This window comes from Neobacillus endophyticus (assembly GCF_013248975.1).
GTDB classification, from domain to species: domain Bacteria; phylum Bacillota; class Bacilli; order Bacillales; family Cytobacillaceae; genus Neobacillus; species Neobacillus endophyticus.
The window spans coordinates 1,450,571-1,471,497 of record NZ_JABRWH010000001.1 but is presented as its reverse complement, the minus strand read 5'-3'; the positions used below and the strand labels follow the sequence as shown (position 1 = coordinate 1,471,497).

The following is a 20,927-nucleotide window of genomic DNA, read 5'->3' as shown; positions in this document are numbered from 1 at the left end:
GTGAATTTATTTTGGCGGGAAATAAAGGCAAACCGGAAAGCGTTAATCATCTGGTGTTTGGGGATCTTGTTCATGGTGGTCTCTGGTATGGCCAAGTATAGTGCGTATCAATCTACCGGGCAATCCATTAATGAACTGATTGGGCAAATGCCCAAATCACTACAAGCCATTTTGGGAATGGATTCCTTGAATTTATCGACATCAACAGGTTTTTACGGGATGCTATTTATCTACTTATTAATGATGGCGGCCATCCACGCCCTTATGCTTGGGGCCAATATCATTGCCAAGGAAGAGCAGGATCATACGGCAGAGTTTTTGATGGCAAAGCCGATTTCTAGGATGCAGATTGTTACAGCTAAATTGTTAGCAGGACTAGTGAATATCGTCATCTTTAATCTTGTGACGCTGATTCTTTCCCTTGCAATGGTCAATCATTACATGAAGCACGGTGAATCGCTAAATGATGTCTATTTGCTGCTGGCAGGCATGCTCATGGTGCAGCTGATGTTTTTGGGGCTTGGAACGGGCATTGCGGCGGCGGGAAAAAGGCCAAAGCGCGCCGGCGCATTGGGAACGGCCATTTTGCTAGTTATGTATATGTTATCGATTGCGATTGATCTCAATAAGAACATCACACTATTAAAATATCTCACGCCATTTAAGTATTTCGAGGCAAAAAAAGTATTGGCTGACGGCAGCCTCGACGCGGTCAACGTCGGGTTATCGCTAGTAGTGATTGCAGTTTTGGTGATTGTCACTTATGTCTCCTATCAAAAAAGAGATTTGCGTGTGTAAAGGCCGGATTTGATCCAGCCATTTTGCTGCCGTAAAAAAAAGATGGAAGATAGTGTAAAATTCGAAAACGGTTTACTTGATTTTTTTAATAAACATAAAGATAATGTTAATATTATTTGAGGAAGTTCTAGGAGGAGATAAAATGACAATGGAAAATCAAGGTACGGCATTGCCGCCAAAAACATGTTCTATTGAAAGATTAATCACTGTGGAGGAAGATATTCAAAAGGTGCTTGCAGGGCAAAAAACTGCCACTCGCCGCAACGGAAGATATGCTGACCCTGGTGAAATCATGACACTTGAAGGCCGCCAGTTTGTTGTGGAAAAGGTGTATTCACAAAGCCTGGGCGAGCTGACTGATGATGATGCGCGCCGCGAGGGCTTCAACAATGTAGAAGAATACAAACAATCCATTCTTTCCATGCACCCAGGTATGCCATGGCTGCCGCAAATGAGAGTGTGGGTTCACGAATTCCGTCCAGTTGAACAACAATAACCAGGTAATTTGGTCCATATGAAAAATATGGACCTCTTTTCGTTGTAGGGCATTTATGGAGGAAGGGCTGACTTAACAGTTAAATAATCAATCATTACTGCACATAATCTCTCTGTAAGAGGCTGCCATCCCCCAAAAATCCACATCTTTCTGAAAAATTATAAATTGATTAGAACGGGTCAATTATTTGTTTTATAAAGGCAGGCAATCCTATAATGACAGTATGAAAATAGGCGCCAACCGAGGTGAGACATGAATGAAGTTTTTTTCGAAGTATATAAAAAAGTATAGGGTGACTTTTTGCGTTGCGGTGTTATTCCTCACCTTTGAGGCGATTTGTGATTTGCTGCAACCCACGATTATGGCAAAAATTATTGATAAAGGTGTCTCCCATAAGGATATCCATTATGTGCTGCAAATGGGCGGGCTGATGCTTCTAATCACGGCCTTTGGTGCAGTGAGTGCTGGAACAAGAAGTGTCCTGGCTAGTACCGTGTCACAGAATTTTGGCACTGAATTACGCTTTGATTTGTTTAAAAAAATTCAAACTCTTTCCTTTAAAAATTTAGATAAGTTTGACCGCGCCTCGTTAATTACGAGGCTGACGAACGATGTAACGCAGGTTCAAGTGTTTGTGAACGGGCTGATGCGCATCTTCGTTAAATCACCGCTTTTGGCGATTGGCGGTCTGGTGATGGCCACACGGCTGAATCTTCGTCTATCGGTTGTTCTTGCGGTGGTGGTGCCGATCATTGCGCTGCTAATCGTCATTAACATGCGGCTGGGATTGCCGCGTTTTGCTAAGGTGCAAAAGGCGCTGGACGGGGTAAATGGCGTGATGCGTGAATACTTATCAGGTGTCCGCGTCGTGAAGGCATTTAATCGCTTTGATGTTGAGGTGGAGAAGTTCACGAAGACCAATGAGCACTTTAAAAATCAGTCTATTGCCGCGAACCGGCTAATGTCCATTTTTAGTCCGGCGATTATGCTGACGGTGAACCTGGGGATTGTCGTGGTTCTGTGGATCGGCGGTCTGGGTGTTCATTCCGGAGATATTCAAGTCGGTCATATCATTGCGTTTATCAACTATATGACCCAGATTTCTATGTCGCTCATGATGATTTCCATGGTGTTTAACATGTATGTCAGAGCGAGAGCATCGGCAAGCCGAATCGGGGAAGTGTTCATGCAGGAAGATTCGATTACTTGGAATCGCGAGTCATTTGCCACAAGCCAGGAAAAAGGAAGAATTGATTTTGAAAATGTCACATTTGCATATGAGGCATCCGGTGAGCCGGTATTGAAAAATATCAATCTCACGGTTCTTCCTGGTGAAACGGTGGGCATTATCGGTTCCACCGGGTCGGGAAAGAGTACTCTCGTTGGGCTTGTTCCCCGTTTTTACGATGTAGCAAGCGGCACGATTAAAGTTGATGGGGAAGATATAAAGCAAATCAACCCGAAAGTACTGCGCGAAAAGATTGCCATTGTCCCGCAAAAAAATATTTTGTTCACAGGAAGTGTAGCGGAAAATATTCGTTGGGGGAAAGAGGATGCAAGTGAGGCTGAATTAGTCGAAGCTGCCCAAATGGCTGGAGCGCATGATTTTATATCTGCGGCGCCGGAAGGCTTTCATACTAGGATTGGCCAAGGCGGCGTAAATTTTTCCGGCGGCCAAAAGCAGCGGATTTCCATTGCGCGGGCACTGGTGAAACAGCCTGAGATTTTGATACTGGATGACAGCACTAGTGCGGTGGATGTCACGACTGAGGCCAAAATTAAGCAAGCGTTAAAAACCTATGCCAAGGGGCTAACTTGCTTGCTCATTGCCCAGCGGATTACCTCGGTTATTGATGCGGATAAAATTGTCGTCCTTGATCATGGCGAAATTGTTGGAGTCGGCACCCATCATACACTTATGAATGATTGCCAAGTCTATCAGGAAATCTATCGCTCGCAAATGGGCAAGGAGGTGCAATAACATGGCGAACAATGTGGGGCAACAGAACAATCCGCCTGTCCCTCCTCCAATGAGACCAGGCGGTATGCCAGCGGGAGCTAACAGGTTTCGCGGTCCCGTAGTAAAACCGAAGAACTTTAAAGGGACATTAAGACGGCTTTGGACTTATTTTGGAAAAGAGCGAAAAATGCTTGCTTTTATCTTTGTCTCCATTTTAGTGGACTCTGCTCTCATGCTGATGAATCCGTACCTTATTGGAAAAGCGGTTGATTCCATGAGCTTAAATCATGGAAAAGTGGACTTTAATCTTCTGGAAATCATGATTGTTGTGCTGGCCAGTTCTTATATTGGTGATGGCGTGCTGACATTTCTGCAAGGGTGGCTGATGGCGGGTGTGGCCCAGCGGATTGTGAAAAGTCTAAGGGATTCCCTGTTTGCCAAACTACAAAAGCTTCCCATTGCCTTTTTTGATATTCGAACACATGGCGATATGATGAGCCGTCTGTCAAATGATGTGGATAATGTGAGTACAACGGTGTCGCAATCAACCACCCAGCTGATGTCCGGATTGATTATCATTGTTGGTTCATTTGTGATGATGCTGATTTTAAGCCCGCTATTGACGCTGGCCAGTATAATTACCGTCCCGCTTGTTTTCCTGCTAACACGGACTATTGCCAAAAGGACGAGTGTGTTATTTAAGGGGCAGCAGGACCAGCTTGGCAAATTAAATGGGCACATTGAAGAAACAATTTCCGGAATTGATGTGGTGAAAGCTTTTAATCATGAGGATAAAGTGATTGAAGAATTTGATAAGCTAAATGAGGGGCTTCGTGAGGTCGGCCTTAAGGCACAAGTATGGTCGGGATTTTTGATGCCGATTATGAACGTGATTAATAACTTGGGATTTGCGGTCGTGGCAGTTGTCGGCGGGGTCCTTGCAGTCAAGAATATTGTGACGGTCGGGGCGATTGCCAGCTTTATTACCTACTCGAGACAATTCGTCCGTCCGTTAAATGATCTGGCTAATATTTTTAACGTTCTGCAGTCCGGCGTTGCCGGTGCTGAACGGGTATTTGAAATCATGGACGAACAAGAGGAGTCTGAAGATCCGCCGCATGCATTGAAACTGGAAAATCCAAAAGGGCATGTCGTGTTTGAGAATGTCAGCTTCGGCTATCGACAGGATGTCCCGATTTTGAAAAATATTAGCTTCGAGGCGGAAATTGGCTCCAGCAATGCACTGGTTGGGCCGACAGGCGCCGGTAAAACGACGGTTGTGAATCTGCTGACGAGATTTTATGATGTAACCGGCGGAAGAATTCTGCTGGATGGCCGGGATATCCGCGATTATACAAGGGATTCCCTGAGGCGCACATTTGGTTTTGTCCTTCAGGATACGTTTTTATTTACGGGAACGATTAAGGAAAATATTAAATACGGCAAGCCCGATGCGACCGATGAAGAGGTCCGGGAGGCGGCGCGAATGTCGGGTGCGGACAATTTTATTAAACGTTTGCCGAAGCAATATGAATCGGTGCTATCAGAAAATGGCGGCAATTTAAGCCAAGGGGAACGTCAGTTGCTTGCGATTACGCGGGTGATTTTATCGAAACCGTCTATTTTGATTTTGGATGAAGCCACCAGCAGCATTGACACCCGGACAGAGCTTCATATACAAAAAGCATTACTCGCCTTGATGGAAAATCGCACTAGCTTCATTATTGCGCATCGCTTGAACACCATCCGTGATGCGGATACGATTATGGTCATTGATCAAGGGCAGATTTTGGAAAATGGCGGTCATGATGAACTAATGGCGGCCGGAGGAAGATACTATCAAATGTTTTATAACCAGTTTAAAAATGTTGAAAATGCTTAATAGGAAAGCTCTGCTTCTGTAAAAGCGGAGCTTTCTATCCGTTTTATTGGAAATAATAATAGGATTTCGGCGTTGACAATCTATGATAATGTAGAGAGGAGCATTTTACTGACATAACAAAGGTGGAAAGAGTATGATGAAGTGGAAAGTATTCCTCGTCAGCATTGTTTTGCTAGTGGCAGGAGTGGGAGGAACCCTTTATTATCTTCTCAATGTAAAACAGTACAATACGGCTGATCCGAAAGTAGAGAAAATAGTTAAAAGTGGTGTCAAAATTAAATTACCTGATTCAAACATCAAAAAGGAACCAAACCAAACTGGAAATAAAGTGACTCCAATTATGGCAAGTACCAACACTGAACCCGCTTTGAAAAAAGGGAAATCAGCAGTGCTAAATAAAGATAGCACAGCTTCACATGCTTTTCAAAAGATTACAGATGCTGCCATTATCACAAAATATCAGCCGTCCTTTCTGGATTTGGAAAACGAGGCGAATAGTAAGTTAGACAGTCTGCTAGTATCAGCTGCTGCGGAATACAAAGAAAAGAAGGCAAAAGGCGAGGACATTTCCTACTTTTATTTTTATGCGAAATATGGTCATGCAGCTCGTATGGTAGAGACCAATATTGATGCATCCTTCAATACTATATTCAATGCCTTAGTACATGATTTGGAAAAGTCCGGATATAGCGCGGGAGAAGCACAGCCAATTAAAGATCACTATTTAGAGGTAAAAAAACAGACAAGCCAAACGATTTTAGCAAAGGCATTAGCCTATTTAAACTAAGAATGATTAATATGGTATAATTGGAAGTTTCCTAGATTAATAATCTAGGTTATTATAAACAAGTATTAACCAAAACGAGGGGGATTAAATTGAAAAGAATTATTGCACTTGGAAGCTTTTTGTTCATTTTCTTGATGACAGTGCTTCCTGCGAGCCTATCACATGCTGCAGAAAATAATACTGTTAAGCTTTCAAGTATTTCATTTGTTTTAGAAAATGGTAAAACTATTAATGCTGTGAACACAGGAGATAACAAGTTCTACCTGGATTTAGTAGGCGATTCTGATTACGCCAGCCAAGCTATTCAAAAGATTGTATTAACATCAGACAATGCTGATACGCTTTCTGTATTGCCGCCGAATTTTGATTATAGTCAGCTGGCAGCTTCTCATTTAACAAAAGATGACTATGACATCCATTTCGTGAATAAACAAGCTGTTTTAGACTCTACTAAACTTTCTGCATGGGCACAAAGAGTGGATAAGGAAATGGGTTCAACTAACACCGCTGGAGAGGATACTTCTAATTTAACAATTGATGATTTAAAAACTCAATTGATCCCAATGGCAGCGGAGATGGATCAAGCGATTTTAGATCCGGAAAGTGATAATGAACCAGATTCACCATTTGTCCTAACCGGATTTTTAGCAGATCAATCAGGGAATAACTCCCCTGTTACACTAACGGTAAAAACAAAAGGTTGGAAAACAGTAGGAAACAAATGGACTTTCTTTGATGAGTATGGTGATTTCCAAACAGGCTGGTTCAAGGATGCTGGCAAATGGTATTTCTTTGATGATAACGGAGTGATGAAAACCGGATGGGTCAAATCCAGCGGTAAATGGTATTATTTAAATGCCAAAGGTGCTATGACTACAGGTTGGGTAAAAGTGGCCAACAAATGGTACTATATGGATTCGAGTGGAGCCATGAAGTCGGGCTGGGTAAAAGTATCTAACAAATGGTTTTATTTTGACGCCAGCGGTTCAATGAAAACTGGCTGGATTAAAGTACAGAACAAATACTACTTCCTTTACAATGATGGCCATATGGCAGTCAATGCGAAAATTGACTCTTATAAAGTTGGAAAAGACGGAGCTCGGATTAAATAAGGTTTTCACATAGAAGCCGGCTCGGTTGAGGCTTAGCCGTGTTGTCAGTTTACTAGGAAAACAAAAAGTAATGGAAAAAATAGTAACTTTTATGATATGATCCCTTTTGTGTGGACAGGTAGGAATGAAGCCTATCCTGTTCACGCAAGAGGGATTTTTTATGCTATCTTTCAACAATGGCAGACGACAAAGCCGCCACTGCTAAGAATTAAAATAAAATAGTAGAGTCCTCTATTTTCTCTCAAAGTACATAAGAAAAAGGAGAAATCATGAAATACAAATTTTCTAAAATAGTATCTGGAATGGTTCTCGCCTGCTCCTTAATGACTGCAGAGCCAAATATTATTCACGCTGATACGATGTCCTACTTTACCGTATTACCAGATTCATTGCCGATTTATGATAATCGTACGGGTTCACTCGTGGAAGTAGGGGAATTAACAAAAGGACAGGCGTTTAAAGCGAAAAGTGATGGAGGAAATTGGCTTCAAATTGATTATGGCGGGTACAAGGGCTATGTTTACAAAGGCCAAACAACACCCACCGTGTCTGTTCCCTATAAAAATGCCAATACAAAATATAAAAACACAGCAACCATGATCAATGCCGTTAAAAACGCTCCTGTATACGATAATTCGACCGGGGAATTAATGCAGTTTGCTACTATTAAAATGGGACAATCTTATCCTATTCTTTATAAAATGGGGAATTGGTATGCCGTAGATGTTGATGGCCGTATTGGTTATGTTCATTATTCGACTGTGATGGAGGGGAAAAAAGAGAATCCCCCAGTTCCAGATCCTGCTCCTGTTCCGCCGGAAAATCCGAATCAAAAATTTATAAAAGCGACAGTCGATACTCCTTTGTTTGATAATCGAAGGGGAAGTCTTGATGAAATAGGGAAATTGCTGAAAGGGCAGGAAATAGCAGTCGTTAATGACCAATATTCTGAGGATCTTATACAAGTTAAATGGAGTAATACCTATGCTTATGTTAAAAAGATAGATGTCCAAGAAACAAGCGATAAAGATTTTATGAATGATGATACCGCTGATTCGATCAATCAATCGATTATTCCATTACAAAACAATGAACCTATTTATGACCATACAGGCGGAAAGTTCACACCATTTGCCGTTCTAAACAATAATCACCGCTATCCGATCATCGGGAAAGTAAGCAGCTGGTACATGGTTGATTTCGGAGGCCGCTTAGGCTATATCCACGAATCAAATGTTAAGGCGGATAAAGGGATTGCTGTCTTAATGTATCACCATATTTTAGATGCAAAGGATTTAGGCAACTGGGAAGGTGTTAGTACAACGATTACTACCGAGCAATTTAAATCAGAGATGGATTATTTGTATCAGCAGGGATATGAGCCAATTCTAACAACAGATTTAGAAAAGTTTGTGCAAGGAAACATTACATTACCAGTTAAATCTGTTGTGATTACTTTTGATGATGGTCTTTTATCTGTTAAACAAAATGCTTATCCCATATTGCAGCAGTATGGCATGAAAGCAACGGACTTTGATATTACAAATCGAAATGGTGATGAACCAATCGGACAATCGTTTGATCCGCTCAAACTGCAATCCCTTTCTACACAAGACATAAAAGCCATGAGTGACGTATTTGATTTTCAATCACATACAAATGGAATGCATAATTTGATCGATGGAAAATCGGATGTGATTACTCAACCTTACGATGTCGTGAAAAATGATATTTTAATCAGCAAAAATATTTTAAACGCTCATTCTTTTGCCTATCCATTTGGACAATATAATGCTTCAACTATGCAAATGCTGAAGGAATTGGGATTTGTATCTGCGTTTACTACACGCAAAGGATATGTCAATCCAAGCGATGATTTGCTGCAATTAAATCGTTTTGGAATCTATCAATCTACTAGTTTACAAGAATTTGAGAATTTAGTTAGTCATTAGAGTTTCTATGAATTTCCTATTTTAATATATTCCTATTTTAATTAATAAGATTGATAGTGTGCTATTATTGATAATAGATGAATGTAAAATGAGTGAATAAAATCTCCTCACCTATATAGATCCGCAGATTATGAAAAGGAGTAGATGAGTTGTGAAAAAACTGATCGTCATTTTTCTTGTGGCTGTTTCTTTTCAGCTTTTTCAAAAGCATGTATGGGCTGCTGAAACGAACACTAGCAGCCCTGAACCTAATTTGCAAGTTCCTATTATCAGTGATGTGCATATAAATGAAAATCTTCCGGTACGGCAGGAACATTTTACAAATGCCTTACAGGATTATTTGCAGATTGCTCCCCACTATCAGGCGATTGTCGTTGATGGGGATTTAACAGATTACGGAACAGAGACACAGTATGAGATTTTTAAACGTATTTTTGACGCCAATACCGTTCCCGATGCAGCCAAACTTTTGGTGATGGGAAATCATGAGTTTTATAAAGGAACCTATGCAAATTCACAGAATTCGGATCAGATGTTGATTGACCGTTTTGTTACGGAAACGGGGGCAGATGGCCTTTACTATGATAAGTGGATCAAAGGGTCTAACCAAGAAAATTATCATTTTATCGTGTTAAGCAGTGAGGTTTCGAGTGCGACGGCCCCAGAAGATTATACGGTTTTGTCGGATCAACAATATCAATGGCTGGAAAATACATTAAAGCAGGATGCAAATCCAAATAAGCCGATATTCGTATTCATCCATGAACCAATTGCTAACACGGTGTATGGCAGTGAGGAATGGGGAAGCCAGCTGCTGACAGGAAGATTGAAATCCATTCTCCAGCAATATCCGCAGGCCATTCTTTTCACGGGACATTTGCATTACTTGCTAAATCATCCACGCTCTGTCTATCAGGATGGATTTACGATGGTGAGCACGGGTGCAGTTGCGTATATGTTGTATGAAGGTGGCAATGCTCCGATGGAATTTTCGCAGGGGCTGTTAGTAAATGTGTATGATGATCATGTGGAAATCAAAGCGAGGGAATTTAGCAACCATTCGTGGGTCAATCAATATTCGATACCGATTCCATTTAGGAAAACAATCGATGATACGGAAAAGCCGTCTTTCCCAGCTGATGCCCAGGCTACTGTAACGGGCGTTACCGCCACAACCGCTTCAATTTCCTGGCCGGCAGCAACAGATAACACAATGGTTGATAAATATGTTATCAAGCAAAACGGGAAAGTGCTGCAGACGGTCTATAACAAATACTGGGAAAGCCCAAGTGCTTCTCCATATACGGCGAATCTATCGAATTTAAGTGCAAATACTAATTATTCATTGGAAATTTCAGCCGTTGATGCGTGGAACAACGAATCAGCCAATTCCATCTTTGTCGGTTTGAAGACAGACCTGTCTAAAGGCTGGGTGAAGGCTGGAACTATTTATTTTTATTATGATGAACGAACAGGGCAAAAGGTAACTGGCTGGTTATTGGACAAAGATAAATGGTATTACTTTAATAAATACGGGATGATGCAGACCGGCTGGGTAAATGTGAATGGTAAATGGTATTTACTCGGTACGGATGGCGCGATGAAAACTGGCTGGGCCAAAGACAACGGCAGCTGGTATTATCTTGATCAAAATGGCGCGATGAAAATAGGCTGGGTAATAGTCGGCCAACGCTGGTACTTTTTGAAAAGTTCAGGTGCGATGCAAAGTGGCTGGCTGCATGATAGCGGCAGCTCGTATTATCTGAATAGCAGCGGTGTGATGCAGACAGGATGGAAGTTGATCGTTAATAAATGGTATTACTTTTATTCCAGTGGAAAAATGGCCGTTAATACGAAAATCGGAAACTGCAAAATCGGCAGCGATGGAGTATGGATTCGATGATCTTTAGTGTAAGAGAGTGCGTAAAATGCACTCTCTTTTTTTACAATTGGGGGCCGCTTCATGAACAAAGCTACTTTTGTCTAGGAGATGCAAACTCTGCCCCTAGGGAAGATATCAATTAGCTCACTAAACTTGCTAATGACAAGTGTAAAGACAACTGCTAAAATACAAGTTGCTTCATTCATTTCTTCTTTGTATCTTAATGAAAGATTTTTGGGGAATAATGTAAATAAATTTCAACAGCATAGGGGGATTCACTTGAATAATAAAAAAGAAATAACGGGTGGAAAACTGCTGGCAGTTGCCGGAACCGGCTGGCTTTTTGATGCAATGGATGTAGGAATGCTTTCATTTATCATTGCAGCCTTAAAGGAACATTGGGGGTTAACGCCGGGACAGATGGGCTGGATTGGCAGTATTAACTCCATTGGGATGGCTGTCGGTGCACTGCTTTTTGGCTTAATGGCGGATAAAGTCGGCAGGAAAAATGTTTTTATAATTACCTTATTATTATTTTCACTTGGAAGCGGCGCATCTGCCTTTTCCACTACACTCTCCATCTTTTTAACGATTCGATTTATCGTTGGAATGGGGCTTGGCGGAGAACTGCCAGTTGCCTCTACACTTGTCTCAGAAAGCGTTCCGGTTGAAAATCGGGGCAGAACCGTTGTTTTGCTTGAAAGCTTTTGGGCAGTCGGCTGGCTGGCATCTGCCATCATTTCGTACTTTGTGATACCGAAATTTGGTTGGCAGACCGCTTTGCTGATCAGTGCCATCCCAGCCTTTTTTACCTTATATTTACGGGTGGGCTTGCCTGATTCTCCGCGCTATACAGCACTTAAAGGGCAGGAAAAGGTGTCTGTCTTTAGCAACCTTGCAAAATTATGGTCAAGGGAATATAGCAGACAAACCATTATGCTTTGGGTGGTTTGGTTCTGTGTGGTGTTTTCTTACTATGGAATGTTCTTATGGCTGCCAAGCGTGATGGTGATGAAGGGATTCAGCCTGATAAAAAGCTTTCAATATGTCCTGATTATGACGCTTGCACAGCTGCCTGGCTATTTTACCGCTGCCTGGCTGATCGAAAGAGTCGGGAGGAAATTTGTTTTAGTTGTGTACTTAATAGGAACAGCTCTATGTGCTTATTTCTTTGGTACTGCTTCTTCTATTGGACTGTTAATGACATCCGGTATATTACTGTCCTTTTTTAACTTGGGAGCATGGGGCGGGCTTTATGCATATACACCTGAACAGTATCCTACTAAGATCCGCGGCACCGGCACGGGAATGGCGGCTGCCTTCGGGCGAATCGGCGGTGTTCTGGGGCCGTTATTAGTGGGTTATCTGGCAGCTCAGAAAATTCCGATTTCCACCATTTTTACGATCTTCTGTATCTCGGTGTTCATTGGAGCAGCAGCTGTTTTTATCTTAGGAAAAGAAACAAAAAAACAAGAATTAGAATAATATTTCACAAGGGGAGATTCCAATTAGGGGTCTCCTTTTTTAGGTGAAATTTTTATTTAAACAAAATATTAAATGGATATATGAATCTATTATATGAAAAATAAAACCTTTTACTTTTTACAGTAATAAAGTCGAAAAGTGTTTGGAAAACAGAAAAATTATTATTTTCTTAATTATTTTGAAATAATTAAGAAATAGTACTAGACTTATCCAAATTTATTTTGTACAATGTTTTCAGAATATTATATGTTTTTTAAACAGTAACATAATTAGTAGACGGAAATTTTAGAAAGTAGGGGGAAATCTGATGAGGAAGAAAAAAGTAGCAGGACTGTTCGCTTCGCTAATGCTGGCGGGAGGAGTAATGGCAGGATGCGGCAGTGCGAACACAAGTGGTAGTGCAGATGGCGGAGGAAAAGGCGGCACTATTAAAATTGGTGCGAACTTGGAGTTATCCGGCGGTGTGGCATCATATGGAGAGTCTATTAAAGAAGGTATTGACCTGGCTCTTGATGAAATCAACAAAAATGGCGTAAACGGCAAAAAACTAGAACTCGTAACAGTTGATAATAAATCGGATGCTTCTGAAGCGACAAACGGTGCGATCAAGCTGATCAGCCAAGATAAAGTATCGGCTATCATCGGTGCGGCAACAAGTACAGATACACTTGCTCAAGTACAAATTGCCCATGATAACAAGGTTCCGATCATCACACCAACAGGAACGAACCCAACAGTAACGGTTAAAGATGGTAAATTAAATGACTTTGCCTTCCGTACTTGTTTTATTGACCCATTCCAAGGTACGGTTGCTGCAAACTTTGCTGCTAATACACTTAATGTGAAAAAGGCTGCGATCCTAATTGACAGCTCCAGCGACTACTCAAAAGGTCTTGCTGCATCCTTCAAGGATTCCTTAAAGAAAGATGGCGGCGATGTTGTTTCTGAAGAAGCTTATGTAGCAAAAGATACGGATTTCCATGCTCAATTAACACGGATCAAAGCACAAAATCCTGCATTTGTCTTCATCCCTGGTTATTACCAAGAAGTAGGATTAATTGTGAAGCAAGCTCGTGAGCTAGGGCTAAACGTGCCTATGATGGGGGCTGACGGCTGGGATTCTCCAACGTTAGTACAACTTGCCGGCAAGTCTGCATTAAACAATACGTTCATCACGAACCACTATTCTTCTGGCGACGCTGATCAAAAGGTACAAGCATTTGTTAAAGCATTCCAAGCAAAATACAATGGCAAATCTCCAGATGCCTTCAATGCTTTAGGTTATGACTCTGTTTACTTCCTTGCTGATGCGATTAAACGTGCAGGCAGCAGTGATCCGCAGAAAATCCAAAAAGCTCTTGCTGAAACAAATGGCCTACAGTTAGTAACTGGAGTGATGAAGCTTGACAAAAATCATGATCCAATTAAATCTGCCGTAATCCTTGAGTACAAAGACGGTGTACAAACATTCAAAACAAAGGTAAATCCTGAATAAGGCGGCGGCCAAATTTTATAGTAGTTAACATGAATAGGGAGCATGAATGTGTTCCCTATTCCAATTTTTAGGAGTTAGGGACATTTTCCTATTTCTGCGGAAGGAGCTTCTGACATGGAACAACTGATTCAACAGCTTGTCAATGGAATATCATTAGGCAGTATCTATGCCCTGATTGCCCTTGGGTACACAATGGTATACGGAATTGTCAAATTAATTAATTTTGCCCATGGGGACGTCTTCATGGTGGGTGCCTTTATTGGTTTTTATTGTATCTCTATTTTCCATTTGGGATTTTTCCCCGCTCTGCTCATCTCCATGGCTGCTTGCGCGATCTTTGGCGTGTTAATAGAGCGGATTGCCTATAAACCGCTACGGAATGCTACAAGGATCGCCGCATTAATCACCGCGATTGGTGTTTCGCTCTTTATTGAATACGGAACGATTTATCTGCGCGGGGCACAGCCTGAAGCCTATCCAAACACTGTTCCTTTACATGACTTAAAGATTTTCGGTGTTGTCATCAGCGGCCAATCCATTTTGATATTGGGCGTTTCCATCATCCTGATGATCCTGCTTCAATTTATTGTCCATCGAACGAAAATAGGAAAAGCGATGCGTGCTGTATCCCATGACATGGATGCAGCAAAATTAATGGGAATTAACGTCAATAATACGATCTCAGCAACGTTTGCAATTGGTTCAGCATTGGCCGGCGCTGCAGGAGTTATTTTCGGAATGTACTATACAACGATTGACCCGTTAATGGGGATTATTCCAGGTCTTAAGGCGTTTGTTGCGGCCGTATTGGGCGGGATCGGAATCATTCCGGGAGCCATGACAGGCGGTTTGCTGCTTGGTGTAATTGAGTCGCTTGTCAGCGCGGCAGGCTTCTCGCTCTGGCGTGATGGTGTGGCTTTTGTCGTTCTGATTTTGATCTTGCTTCTACGTCCGGCAGGTCTGTTTGGCAAGAATGTTAAGGAAAAGGTTTAGGGGGTGGCTTAAGCGATGAGATTAGTAAAAAATGCAAAGGGCTTTTGGCTTTCAATCGTTTTGGCCGTAGTGGTTGGAGTAGTTATTCAATTTTTGATCAGTGGAGAAATCCTTGACTCTTTCTATTCAAATACACTCTATCTGATCGGAATTAATATTATTCTTGCTGTGAGTCTTCATTTGATTATCGGCGTTACTGGGCAGTTCTCCATTGGCCATGCCGGCTTTCTGGCTGTCGGTGCCTATGCTTCCGCCATCATGACAATGAAATTGGGAATGCCGTTCCCGGTAGCCATACTTGTTGCTGGCGTTGCAGCGGCGATTGCCGGTTTAATCATTGGAATTCCTACTCTAAGGCTTAGAGGGGACTATTTAGCCATTGCCACATTGGGCTTTGGAGAGATCATGCGGATTATCTTTTTAAATATTGACTATGTCGGCGGTGCGAGCGGAATGACCGTCTCTCACCTTGTGACCTGGCCGTGGGTTTATGCCTGTGTTGTCATCACCATCATCGTCATTGTGAACTTTACGAATTCAACTCACGGACGGGCCTGCATCTCCATTCGTGAGAATGAAATTGCTGCAGACGCCATGGGAATCAACACGACTTTTTATAAAGTAATTGCCTTTGTTATTGGGGCCTTCTTCGCAGGTGTTGCCGGAGCCCTATATGCTCATAACTTTTATATTATCCAGCCGACAAACTTTGGCTTTTTGAAATCATTTGATATTTTAATTTTCGTCGTGCTTGGCGGTTTAGGCAGTATGTCTGGTGCGGTTATTGCGGCGATTCTTTTGACAATTATTTCTGCCTTTCTTTCCAATTATCCGGAAGTTCGGATGTTGATTTACAGCCTTGTGCTGATAGTGATGATGCTGTTCCGCCCGCAAGGATTGCTGGGAACAAAAGAAATTACCTCATTCTTTAAAGTCGGCAAATCCGGAAAAGGAGGCGTGCAAAATGACAGCAAACAAACCGTTGCTTAGAGTAGACCAAGTTGGAATTCGTTTTGGCGGTTTAAAAGCTGTATCAGATGTGAACATGGAATTAAATCAGGGCGAGCTTGTCGGTCTAATCGGCCCAAACGGTGCGGGGAAAACGACCTTTTTCAACCTGTTAACAGGTGTATATGTTCCTACTGAAGGCAGCATCTCATTGGATGACGAAAAATTAAATGGGCAGGCTCCTTATAAAATTACAAAAAAGGGAATCAGCCGTACGTTTCAAAACATTCGCTTATTCAGTGAGCTTTCGGTGCTTGATAATGTAAAGGTTGCTTACCATTCTCTCGCCAAGCACTCTATTTTAAGCTCTATATTCCGCCTTCCGACTCATTTTACAGGTGAGAAAGAAATGGAGGAAAAGGCCATTGAATTTTTGAAAATTTTCAAGCTTGAAACGGCGATGAATGAGAAAGCAAAAAATCTGCCATACGGACAGCAGCGCCGCCTGGAAATCGCCCGGGCACTGGCAGCTAACCCTAAATTGTTGCTGCTGGATGAGCCGGCTGCAGGAATGAATCCGCAGGAAACAGCAGAACTGATGGATTTAATTGCTTTAATTCGTGAAAAGTTTAAGCTAACCATTCTTCTCATTGAGCATGATATGTCGCTTGTAATGGGTGTATGTGAACGGATTTATGTACTGGATCACGGCCAATTAATTGCCAACGGTACACCGGAACAAATCAGAAATAATCCAAAAGTCATCGAAGCGTATCTTGGCGAGGAGGTCTCGTAATGCTGAAAATAAATGATATGAACGTCTATTATGGGAATATCCACGCCTTGAAGGGCGTTTCCCTGGAAATCAATCAAGGAGAAATCGTCACGCTGATTGGAGCCAATGGTGCTGGAAAAAGTACACTGTTGCAATCGATTTCGGGCTTACAGAAGCCAAAGAGCGGCGAGATTTTGTTTGAAAATGAGCACATATCCGGCAAGGTACCGCAATCAATCGTAAAGCGGGGAATTTCACAGGTTCCGGAAGGACGCCGCGTGTTTGCCAACATGACGGTTGAGGAAAATTTGGAATTGGGTGCCTATTTGCGCAAGGATAAAAAGGGCATTCGGGAAGATTTTGAAAAGATTTATCAGCTTTTCCCACGTTTGTTAGAGCGTCGCAAGCAGCTATCAGGTACGCTTTCCGGGGGAGAGCAGCAGATGCTGGCAATGGGCCGTGCGTTGATGGCACGCCCTCGGCTGCTGCTGCTGGACGAACCTTCTATGGGTCTGGCACCGTTGCTAGTAAAAACGATTTTCCGGATTATTGAAGAAATCAATAATACAGGGACAACCATCCTCCTGGTAGAGCAAAATGCCAATATGGCCCTGTCCATTGCTGACCGCGCGTATGTTATTGAGACAGGTAAAATTGTCGCTTCTGGTAATGCAGAGGAATTGGGTCAAAGTGATCAAATTAGAAAAGCCTATCTTGGCGGCCATTAAGAAGGGATGTCGGAATGACCGGCATCCTCTTTTTTTATTTAATCCTGATGTGGGGGTAGCAAATACAATTTCCATCATGACAGATGTATAGAGTGACAACTATGGGATCATTTTATGTAATTGCGATTAGGACATTAGTACTATTGGGAAATAGCCCATTTGCCAAATGGATAAATGGTGGGGAACATGTCATAATAGGCACTGCAAACCCATATTTGGTTTGGAGTCTGGATCGGTCAGTGCATACATTGGACTGGTTCGGACTTTTATTTTATAAATGATTTCCCAGAAAAAGATCATACGATTAAACAGTAATTATTGAAAATTAAATATTTGGTCGTAAAGTGTAAGGAGAATATTGATGAATGGCTCTGTTTTTTTACAGAAAAGGGAACGATTTTCCAGACTTTTTTTGCTGCTGATCTCCATCATCGGAACTTGGATTTTCATCCAATTTGGCCTATTTACCCTGACTGTCCCCTCTGATATGATGATTTTTTCATTACTGGCTATTTTTTTATTCATTGTTGAGTTATTTCCGCTGCCTGTTTGGAAAGGAGCCATAACGATTTCCTTCCCGCTTGTATATGTGATTTATCATCTGGATGGTTGGAGTACAGCTATTGTCACGTACGGGATGATCTCGGCATCCATTAATCTATTGAAGCAGCGGCCGCTAAGAATTATATTCTTTAACACGGCGACTATTGTGATCAGCTTATATTTTGGTTCTATCATTTGTCATTCTATATATTCTGTTCTGCCGCTTAATGGTTTATCTAAAGTAATTCGAGGGATTATTTATTTTAATTTGCTTATGCTTCCATTCTATCTCATAAATAATCTCATTATTGATATTTTATTAGCAGTGCGGCCGCAAGCCTACAGTTTAACAGTGTGGAAACGCAAAACGCTGCAGGAAGGCAATAGTTTTCTCCTATCTTTAGGCTATCTTATCCTGTTCTATATTTTGGGGAATCAAAACAGAGGAAAAGTTGATGTCATTTCCTTCTTCTTCTTTTTTTCGCCATTGGTATGTTTTTCGTTATTAAGCTCGATTATTGCTAATTTGAAAAGGGAAAAGGCAAAGTTAAAGGCCCTTTTCAGTATTTCCTCGGAATTAAATGAAAAAATTGCCGGTGCCGATTGGCTAACATTTTTAAAAAATAATCTTCAGGAATTTATAGATGTGGATGCCTGGATTTTGTGGAGAAAAGAACAGACTGGCTGGCGGTTAAGCTTTGCTGCTGGTCAAGTTGCGAATCGTGGTTCTTTTTCAGAAACAGCAGATCAGGGATTTAACAATATCAGGAAGTTAACAATCTATCATAATATTAAAAAGGCTGCCGGTCCAGCTGGCGATTGTTTCACTGGAGAAATCTGTTCATTGCTATATGCCCCATTAATGCTGGAAAATGAAATGGTTGGTATGTTTGTCTTTGGGCGAAGCCGGACAAAAAGTTTTGGTGAGGAAGATCGGCAATCGGCGGCAACCCTTGCGAATCAATTAGCGGTACTTTTTAAAACAAAATGGCTTTTCGCAGAGCAAGAGAAAAAGTTGATTTTGGAGGAGAGAAACCGAATTGCCCGTGATATCCATGATGGAGTCGCCCAATCATTGGCTGGAGCCATATTGAATTTAGAAACGGCCCAGCGGAAATTTATAAAAATGCCGGAGGATTCTTTAAGGCTAATAACGGAAAGTACCGAGAAACTTCGCATCAGCCTAAAAGAAGTGAGAGAATCGATCTATGCATTAAGGCCTTATCCGACGGAACGGGTTGGATTATTTTCAGCCATTACAGCGAAGATCAAAGCGGTGGAACACGATGCTTTCCTGCCCATCACTATAGAGACCCGGGGTCAGGAGTTCCAGTTAAGCCCAATGTCTGAGAAAATTATTTTTGATATTTGTCAGGAAAGTATGCAAAATGCCATTAAACATGCAGAAGCTTCCAAAATAGAAATTCTATTAAGTTATCAAAAAGAACATGTATTATTGAAAGTGAAGGATAATGGCAAAGGTTTTTCCCTTTTCCAGGCCATGATCAAGGCGCGGGAGAATCCTCATTTTGGTATTTTGCAAATGAATGAGGCAGCCGAGAAAATCCATGCATCACTACAGGTTGATTCAAGAGAAGGAGCCGGAACGGAGATTACGTTAACGGTACCCAGAATGGGAATTGAAGGGAGTGATTTATGTGATCAAGCTTATGCTAGTCGATGATCATGCCGTATTGCGCGACGGGCTCAAAAACATTATGGGCCTAGAGAGTGATATAGAGGTAGTGTCGGAAGCAGTAAACGGAAATGATGCAATTGAAAAAGTAAAGGATTCCTTGCCTGATGTGATTTTAATGGATATAAATATTCCGGAAAAGAACGGAATTGAAGCCACAAGCGTGATTAAAAAAATGTATCCAGGGGTTAAAATCTTAATTTTAACCATGTTTGACCATGATGAATATTTCATGGCGGCGATCCGTGAGGGGGCTGACGGATATCTCTTGAAGGATGCACCCTCGCAGCATGTAGTCGATGCGATCCGCTCTGTTGCCAACGGCCAGTCCGTCATTCACCCATCGATGACCAAGAAACTTTTAAGTCTGCATCAGCCAAAGCCAGAGCCAGTCGAGGAAAAAATGGATGGCGCGCTGACAATGCGGGAAAAAGAAGTAATGCTATGTTTAGTGAAGGGAATGAACAACAAGGAAATTGCCCAGAACTTGTTCATCAGTGATAAAACAGTAAAGATTCATGTCAGTAATATTTTTAAAAAACTAGGCGTTAAAAGTCGTTCACAGGTTGTGATTTATGCCGTTCAACATCAGCTGGTACCGTTGTCCTAAAGGATGATATGGGCTAGAACCATCAATGTTGGGAAGAGCTGTCTGAATATGCTCGGCCTTCGGATAAGATCAAGTGAATTCGTGGAGAAGATGCCCGAATAACCACCGGGTTTGGACAAGGCCCATGGTTAGTAGAATAACAGTCTAAATCTTGCAGGGGGAGTTGCTGGGCATCTGGCGCTCTCTTCTTTTTTTTATCGTGGGAAGACTGCTATACTATTACTAGGTTATTTTTTTAAAAGGATGATGCAAAATGGCTCAGACGAAAACGAATGCAATGAGGATCCTCGATGCCCAAAAGGTTAGTTATGAAACTCTGACATATGACAATAAAGATGGAAAAATTGATGGGGTTTCAGTTGCTGCGAAAATCGGTAAAGATCCGAATGAGGTATATAAAACTCTTGTCGCTCAAGGCACAAGTAAGAACATTTATGTGTTCGTCATTCCTGTTGCGGAAGAATTAGATTTAAAAAAAGCAGCAAAAGCCGCAAGTGAGAAAAATGTGGAAATGTTGCCGGTAAAGGATATCCAAAAATGGACAGGCTATATTCGCGGGGGCTGCTCTCCGATTGGCATGAAAAAGCAATACAAAACTTTTATGGATATAAGTTCCCAGAGGATTGACTCGATCGTTGTCAGTGCCGGGAAAATTGGCCTGCAAATCGTTCTAAGCCCTGGAATATTACAGGAAATCACGCAGGCGGAGAAATATGACTTGATCAAATAAAATCATGTTATTGATAAAAGAGTGCCGGGAACATGACCGGCACTCTTTTTATTTT

Annotated in this window: 17 protein-coding genes; all 17 read left to right on the top strand. The window is 41.8% G+C overall.

The annotated features are described in order from the left end of the window. On the top strand, positions 1 to 798 hold the full coding sequence (locus HPT25_RS07135; RefSeq protein WP_173061977.1) for an ABC transporter permease subunit: 798 nt from the start codon (positions 1 to 3) through the stop codon (positions 796 to 798). Positions 799 to 946: 148 nt separating this feature from the next. Beyond that, a complete protein-coding gene (locus HPT25_RS07130; RefSeq protein WP_376767973.1) occupies positions 947 to 1,294 on the top strand; it encodes an ASCH domain-containing protein in 348 nt (115 codons plus the stop codon). A 256-nt stretch (positions 1,295 to 1,550) separates the two neighbouring features. Beyond that, positions 1,551 to 3,275: an ABC transporter ATP-binding protein gene (locus tag HPT25_RS07125; protein WP_173061971.1), complete on the top strand. Its 1,725-nt coding sequence runs from the start codon at positions 1,551 to 1,553 to the stop codon at positions 3,273 to 3,275. A gap of 1 nt (position 3,276) precedes the next feature. Further along, positions 3,277 to 5,136 carry an ABC transporter ATP-binding protein gene (locus tag HPT25_RS07120; protein WP_173061968.1) on the top strand — a complete coding sequence of 620 codons (1,860 nt, stop codon included), beginning with the start codon at positions 3,277 to 3,279 and terminating at the stop codon, positions 5,134 to 5,136. A 133-nt stretch (positions 5,137 to 5,269) separates the two neighbouring features. Next, entirely contained in the window at positions 5,270 to 5,923 is a 654-nt protein-coding gene (locus HPT25_RS07115; protein WP_173061965.1) for a hypothetical protein, read from the top strand. Between the two features lie 89 nt (positions 5,924 to 6,012). Beyond that, on the top strand, positions 6,013 to 7,035 hold the full coding sequence (locus HPT25_RS07110; RefSeq protein ID WP_173061961.1) for an N-acetylmuramoyl-L-alanine amidase family protein: 1,023 nt from the start codon (positions 6,013 to 6,015) through the stop codon (positions 7,033 to 7,035). Positions 7,036 to 7,304: 269 nt separating this feature from the next. After that, positions 7,305 to 8,987, top strand: a complete 1,683-nt coding sequence (locus tag HPT25_RS07105) for a polysaccharide deacetylase family protein (protein ID WP_173061959.1) — start codon at positions 7,305 to 7,307, stop codon at positions 8,985 to 8,987. Between the two features lie 151 nt (positions 8,988 to 9,138). Then, positions 9,139 to 10,890: a metallophosphoesterase gene (locus HPT25_RS07100; protein WP_173061956.1), complete on the top strand. Its 1,752-nt coding sequence runs from the start codon at positions 9,139 to 9,141 to the stop codon at positions 10,888 to 10,890. Positions 10,891 to 11,148: 258 nt separating this feature from the next. After that, complete coding sequence (locus tag HPT25_RS07095) at positions 11,149 to 12,354, top strand: niacin permease NiaP (protein ID WP_173061953.1); 1,206 nt, start codon at positions 11,149 to 11,151, stop codon at positions 12,352 to 12,354. A 307-nt stretch (positions 12,355 to 12,661) separates the two neighbouring features. Continuing rightward, positions 12,662 to 13,849, top strand: coding sequence for an ABC transporter substrate-binding protein (locus HPT25_RS07090; RefSeq protein WP_173061950.1), 1,188 nt, complete (start codon positions 12,662 to 12,664; stop codon positions 13,847 to 13,849). A 114-nt stretch (positions 13,850 to 13,963) separates the two neighbouring features. After that, entirely contained in the window at positions 13,964 to 14,842 is an 879-nt protein-coding gene (locus HPT25_RS07085; RefSeq protein WP_173061947.1) for a branched-chain amino acid ABC transporter permease, read from the top strand. 15 nt (positions 14,843 to 14,857) lie between these two features. Continuing rightward, entirely contained in the window at positions 14,858 to 15,832 is a 975-nt protein-coding gene (locus tag HPT25_RS07080; RefSeq protein ID WP_173061944.1) for a branched-chain amino acid ABC transporter permease, read from the top strand. Continuing rightward, complete coding sequence (locus HPT25_RS07075; protein ID WP_173061941.1) at positions 15,807 to 16,586, top strand: ABC transporter ATP-binding protein; 780 nt, start codon at positions 15,807 to 15,809, stop codon at positions 16,584 to 16,586. Before HPT25_RS07080 ends, HPT25_RS07075 begins: the two co-directional genes overlap by 26 nt. Next, entirely contained in the window at positions 16,586 to 17,293 is a 708-nt protein-coding gene (locus HPT25_RS07070; RefSeq protein ID WP_173061938.1) for an ABC transporter ATP-binding protein, read from the top strand. Before HPT25_RS07075 ends, HPT25_RS07070 begins: the two co-directional genes overlap by 1 nt. 361 nt (positions 17,294 to 17,654) lie before the next feature. After that, the gene (locus tag HPT25_RS07065) at positions 17,655 to 19,520 is read left to right on the top strand and encodes a GAF domain-containing sensor histidine kinase (protein ID WP_173061934.1); all 1,866 of its coding nucleotides are present in this window, start codon (positions 17,655 to 17,657) and stop codon (positions 19,518 to 19,520) included. Beyond that, a complete protein-coding gene (locus HPT25_RS07060) occupies positions 19,495 to 20,142 on the top strand; it encodes a response regulator (RefSeq protein WP_173061932.1) in 648 nt (215 codons plus the stop codon). The genes HPT25_RS07065 and HPT25_RS07060 overlap by 26 nt, the downstream gene beginning before the upstream one ends. A gap of 253 nt (positions 20,143 to 20,395) precedes the next feature. Further along, positions 20,396 to 20,872, top strand: coding sequence for a Cys-tRNA(Pro) deacylase (ybaK, locus tag HPT25_RS07055; protein WP_173061929.1), 477 nt, complete (start codon positions 20,396 to 20,398; stop codon positions 20,870 to 20,872). The last annotated feature ends 55 nt before the right edge of the window (positions 20,873 to 20,927 follow it).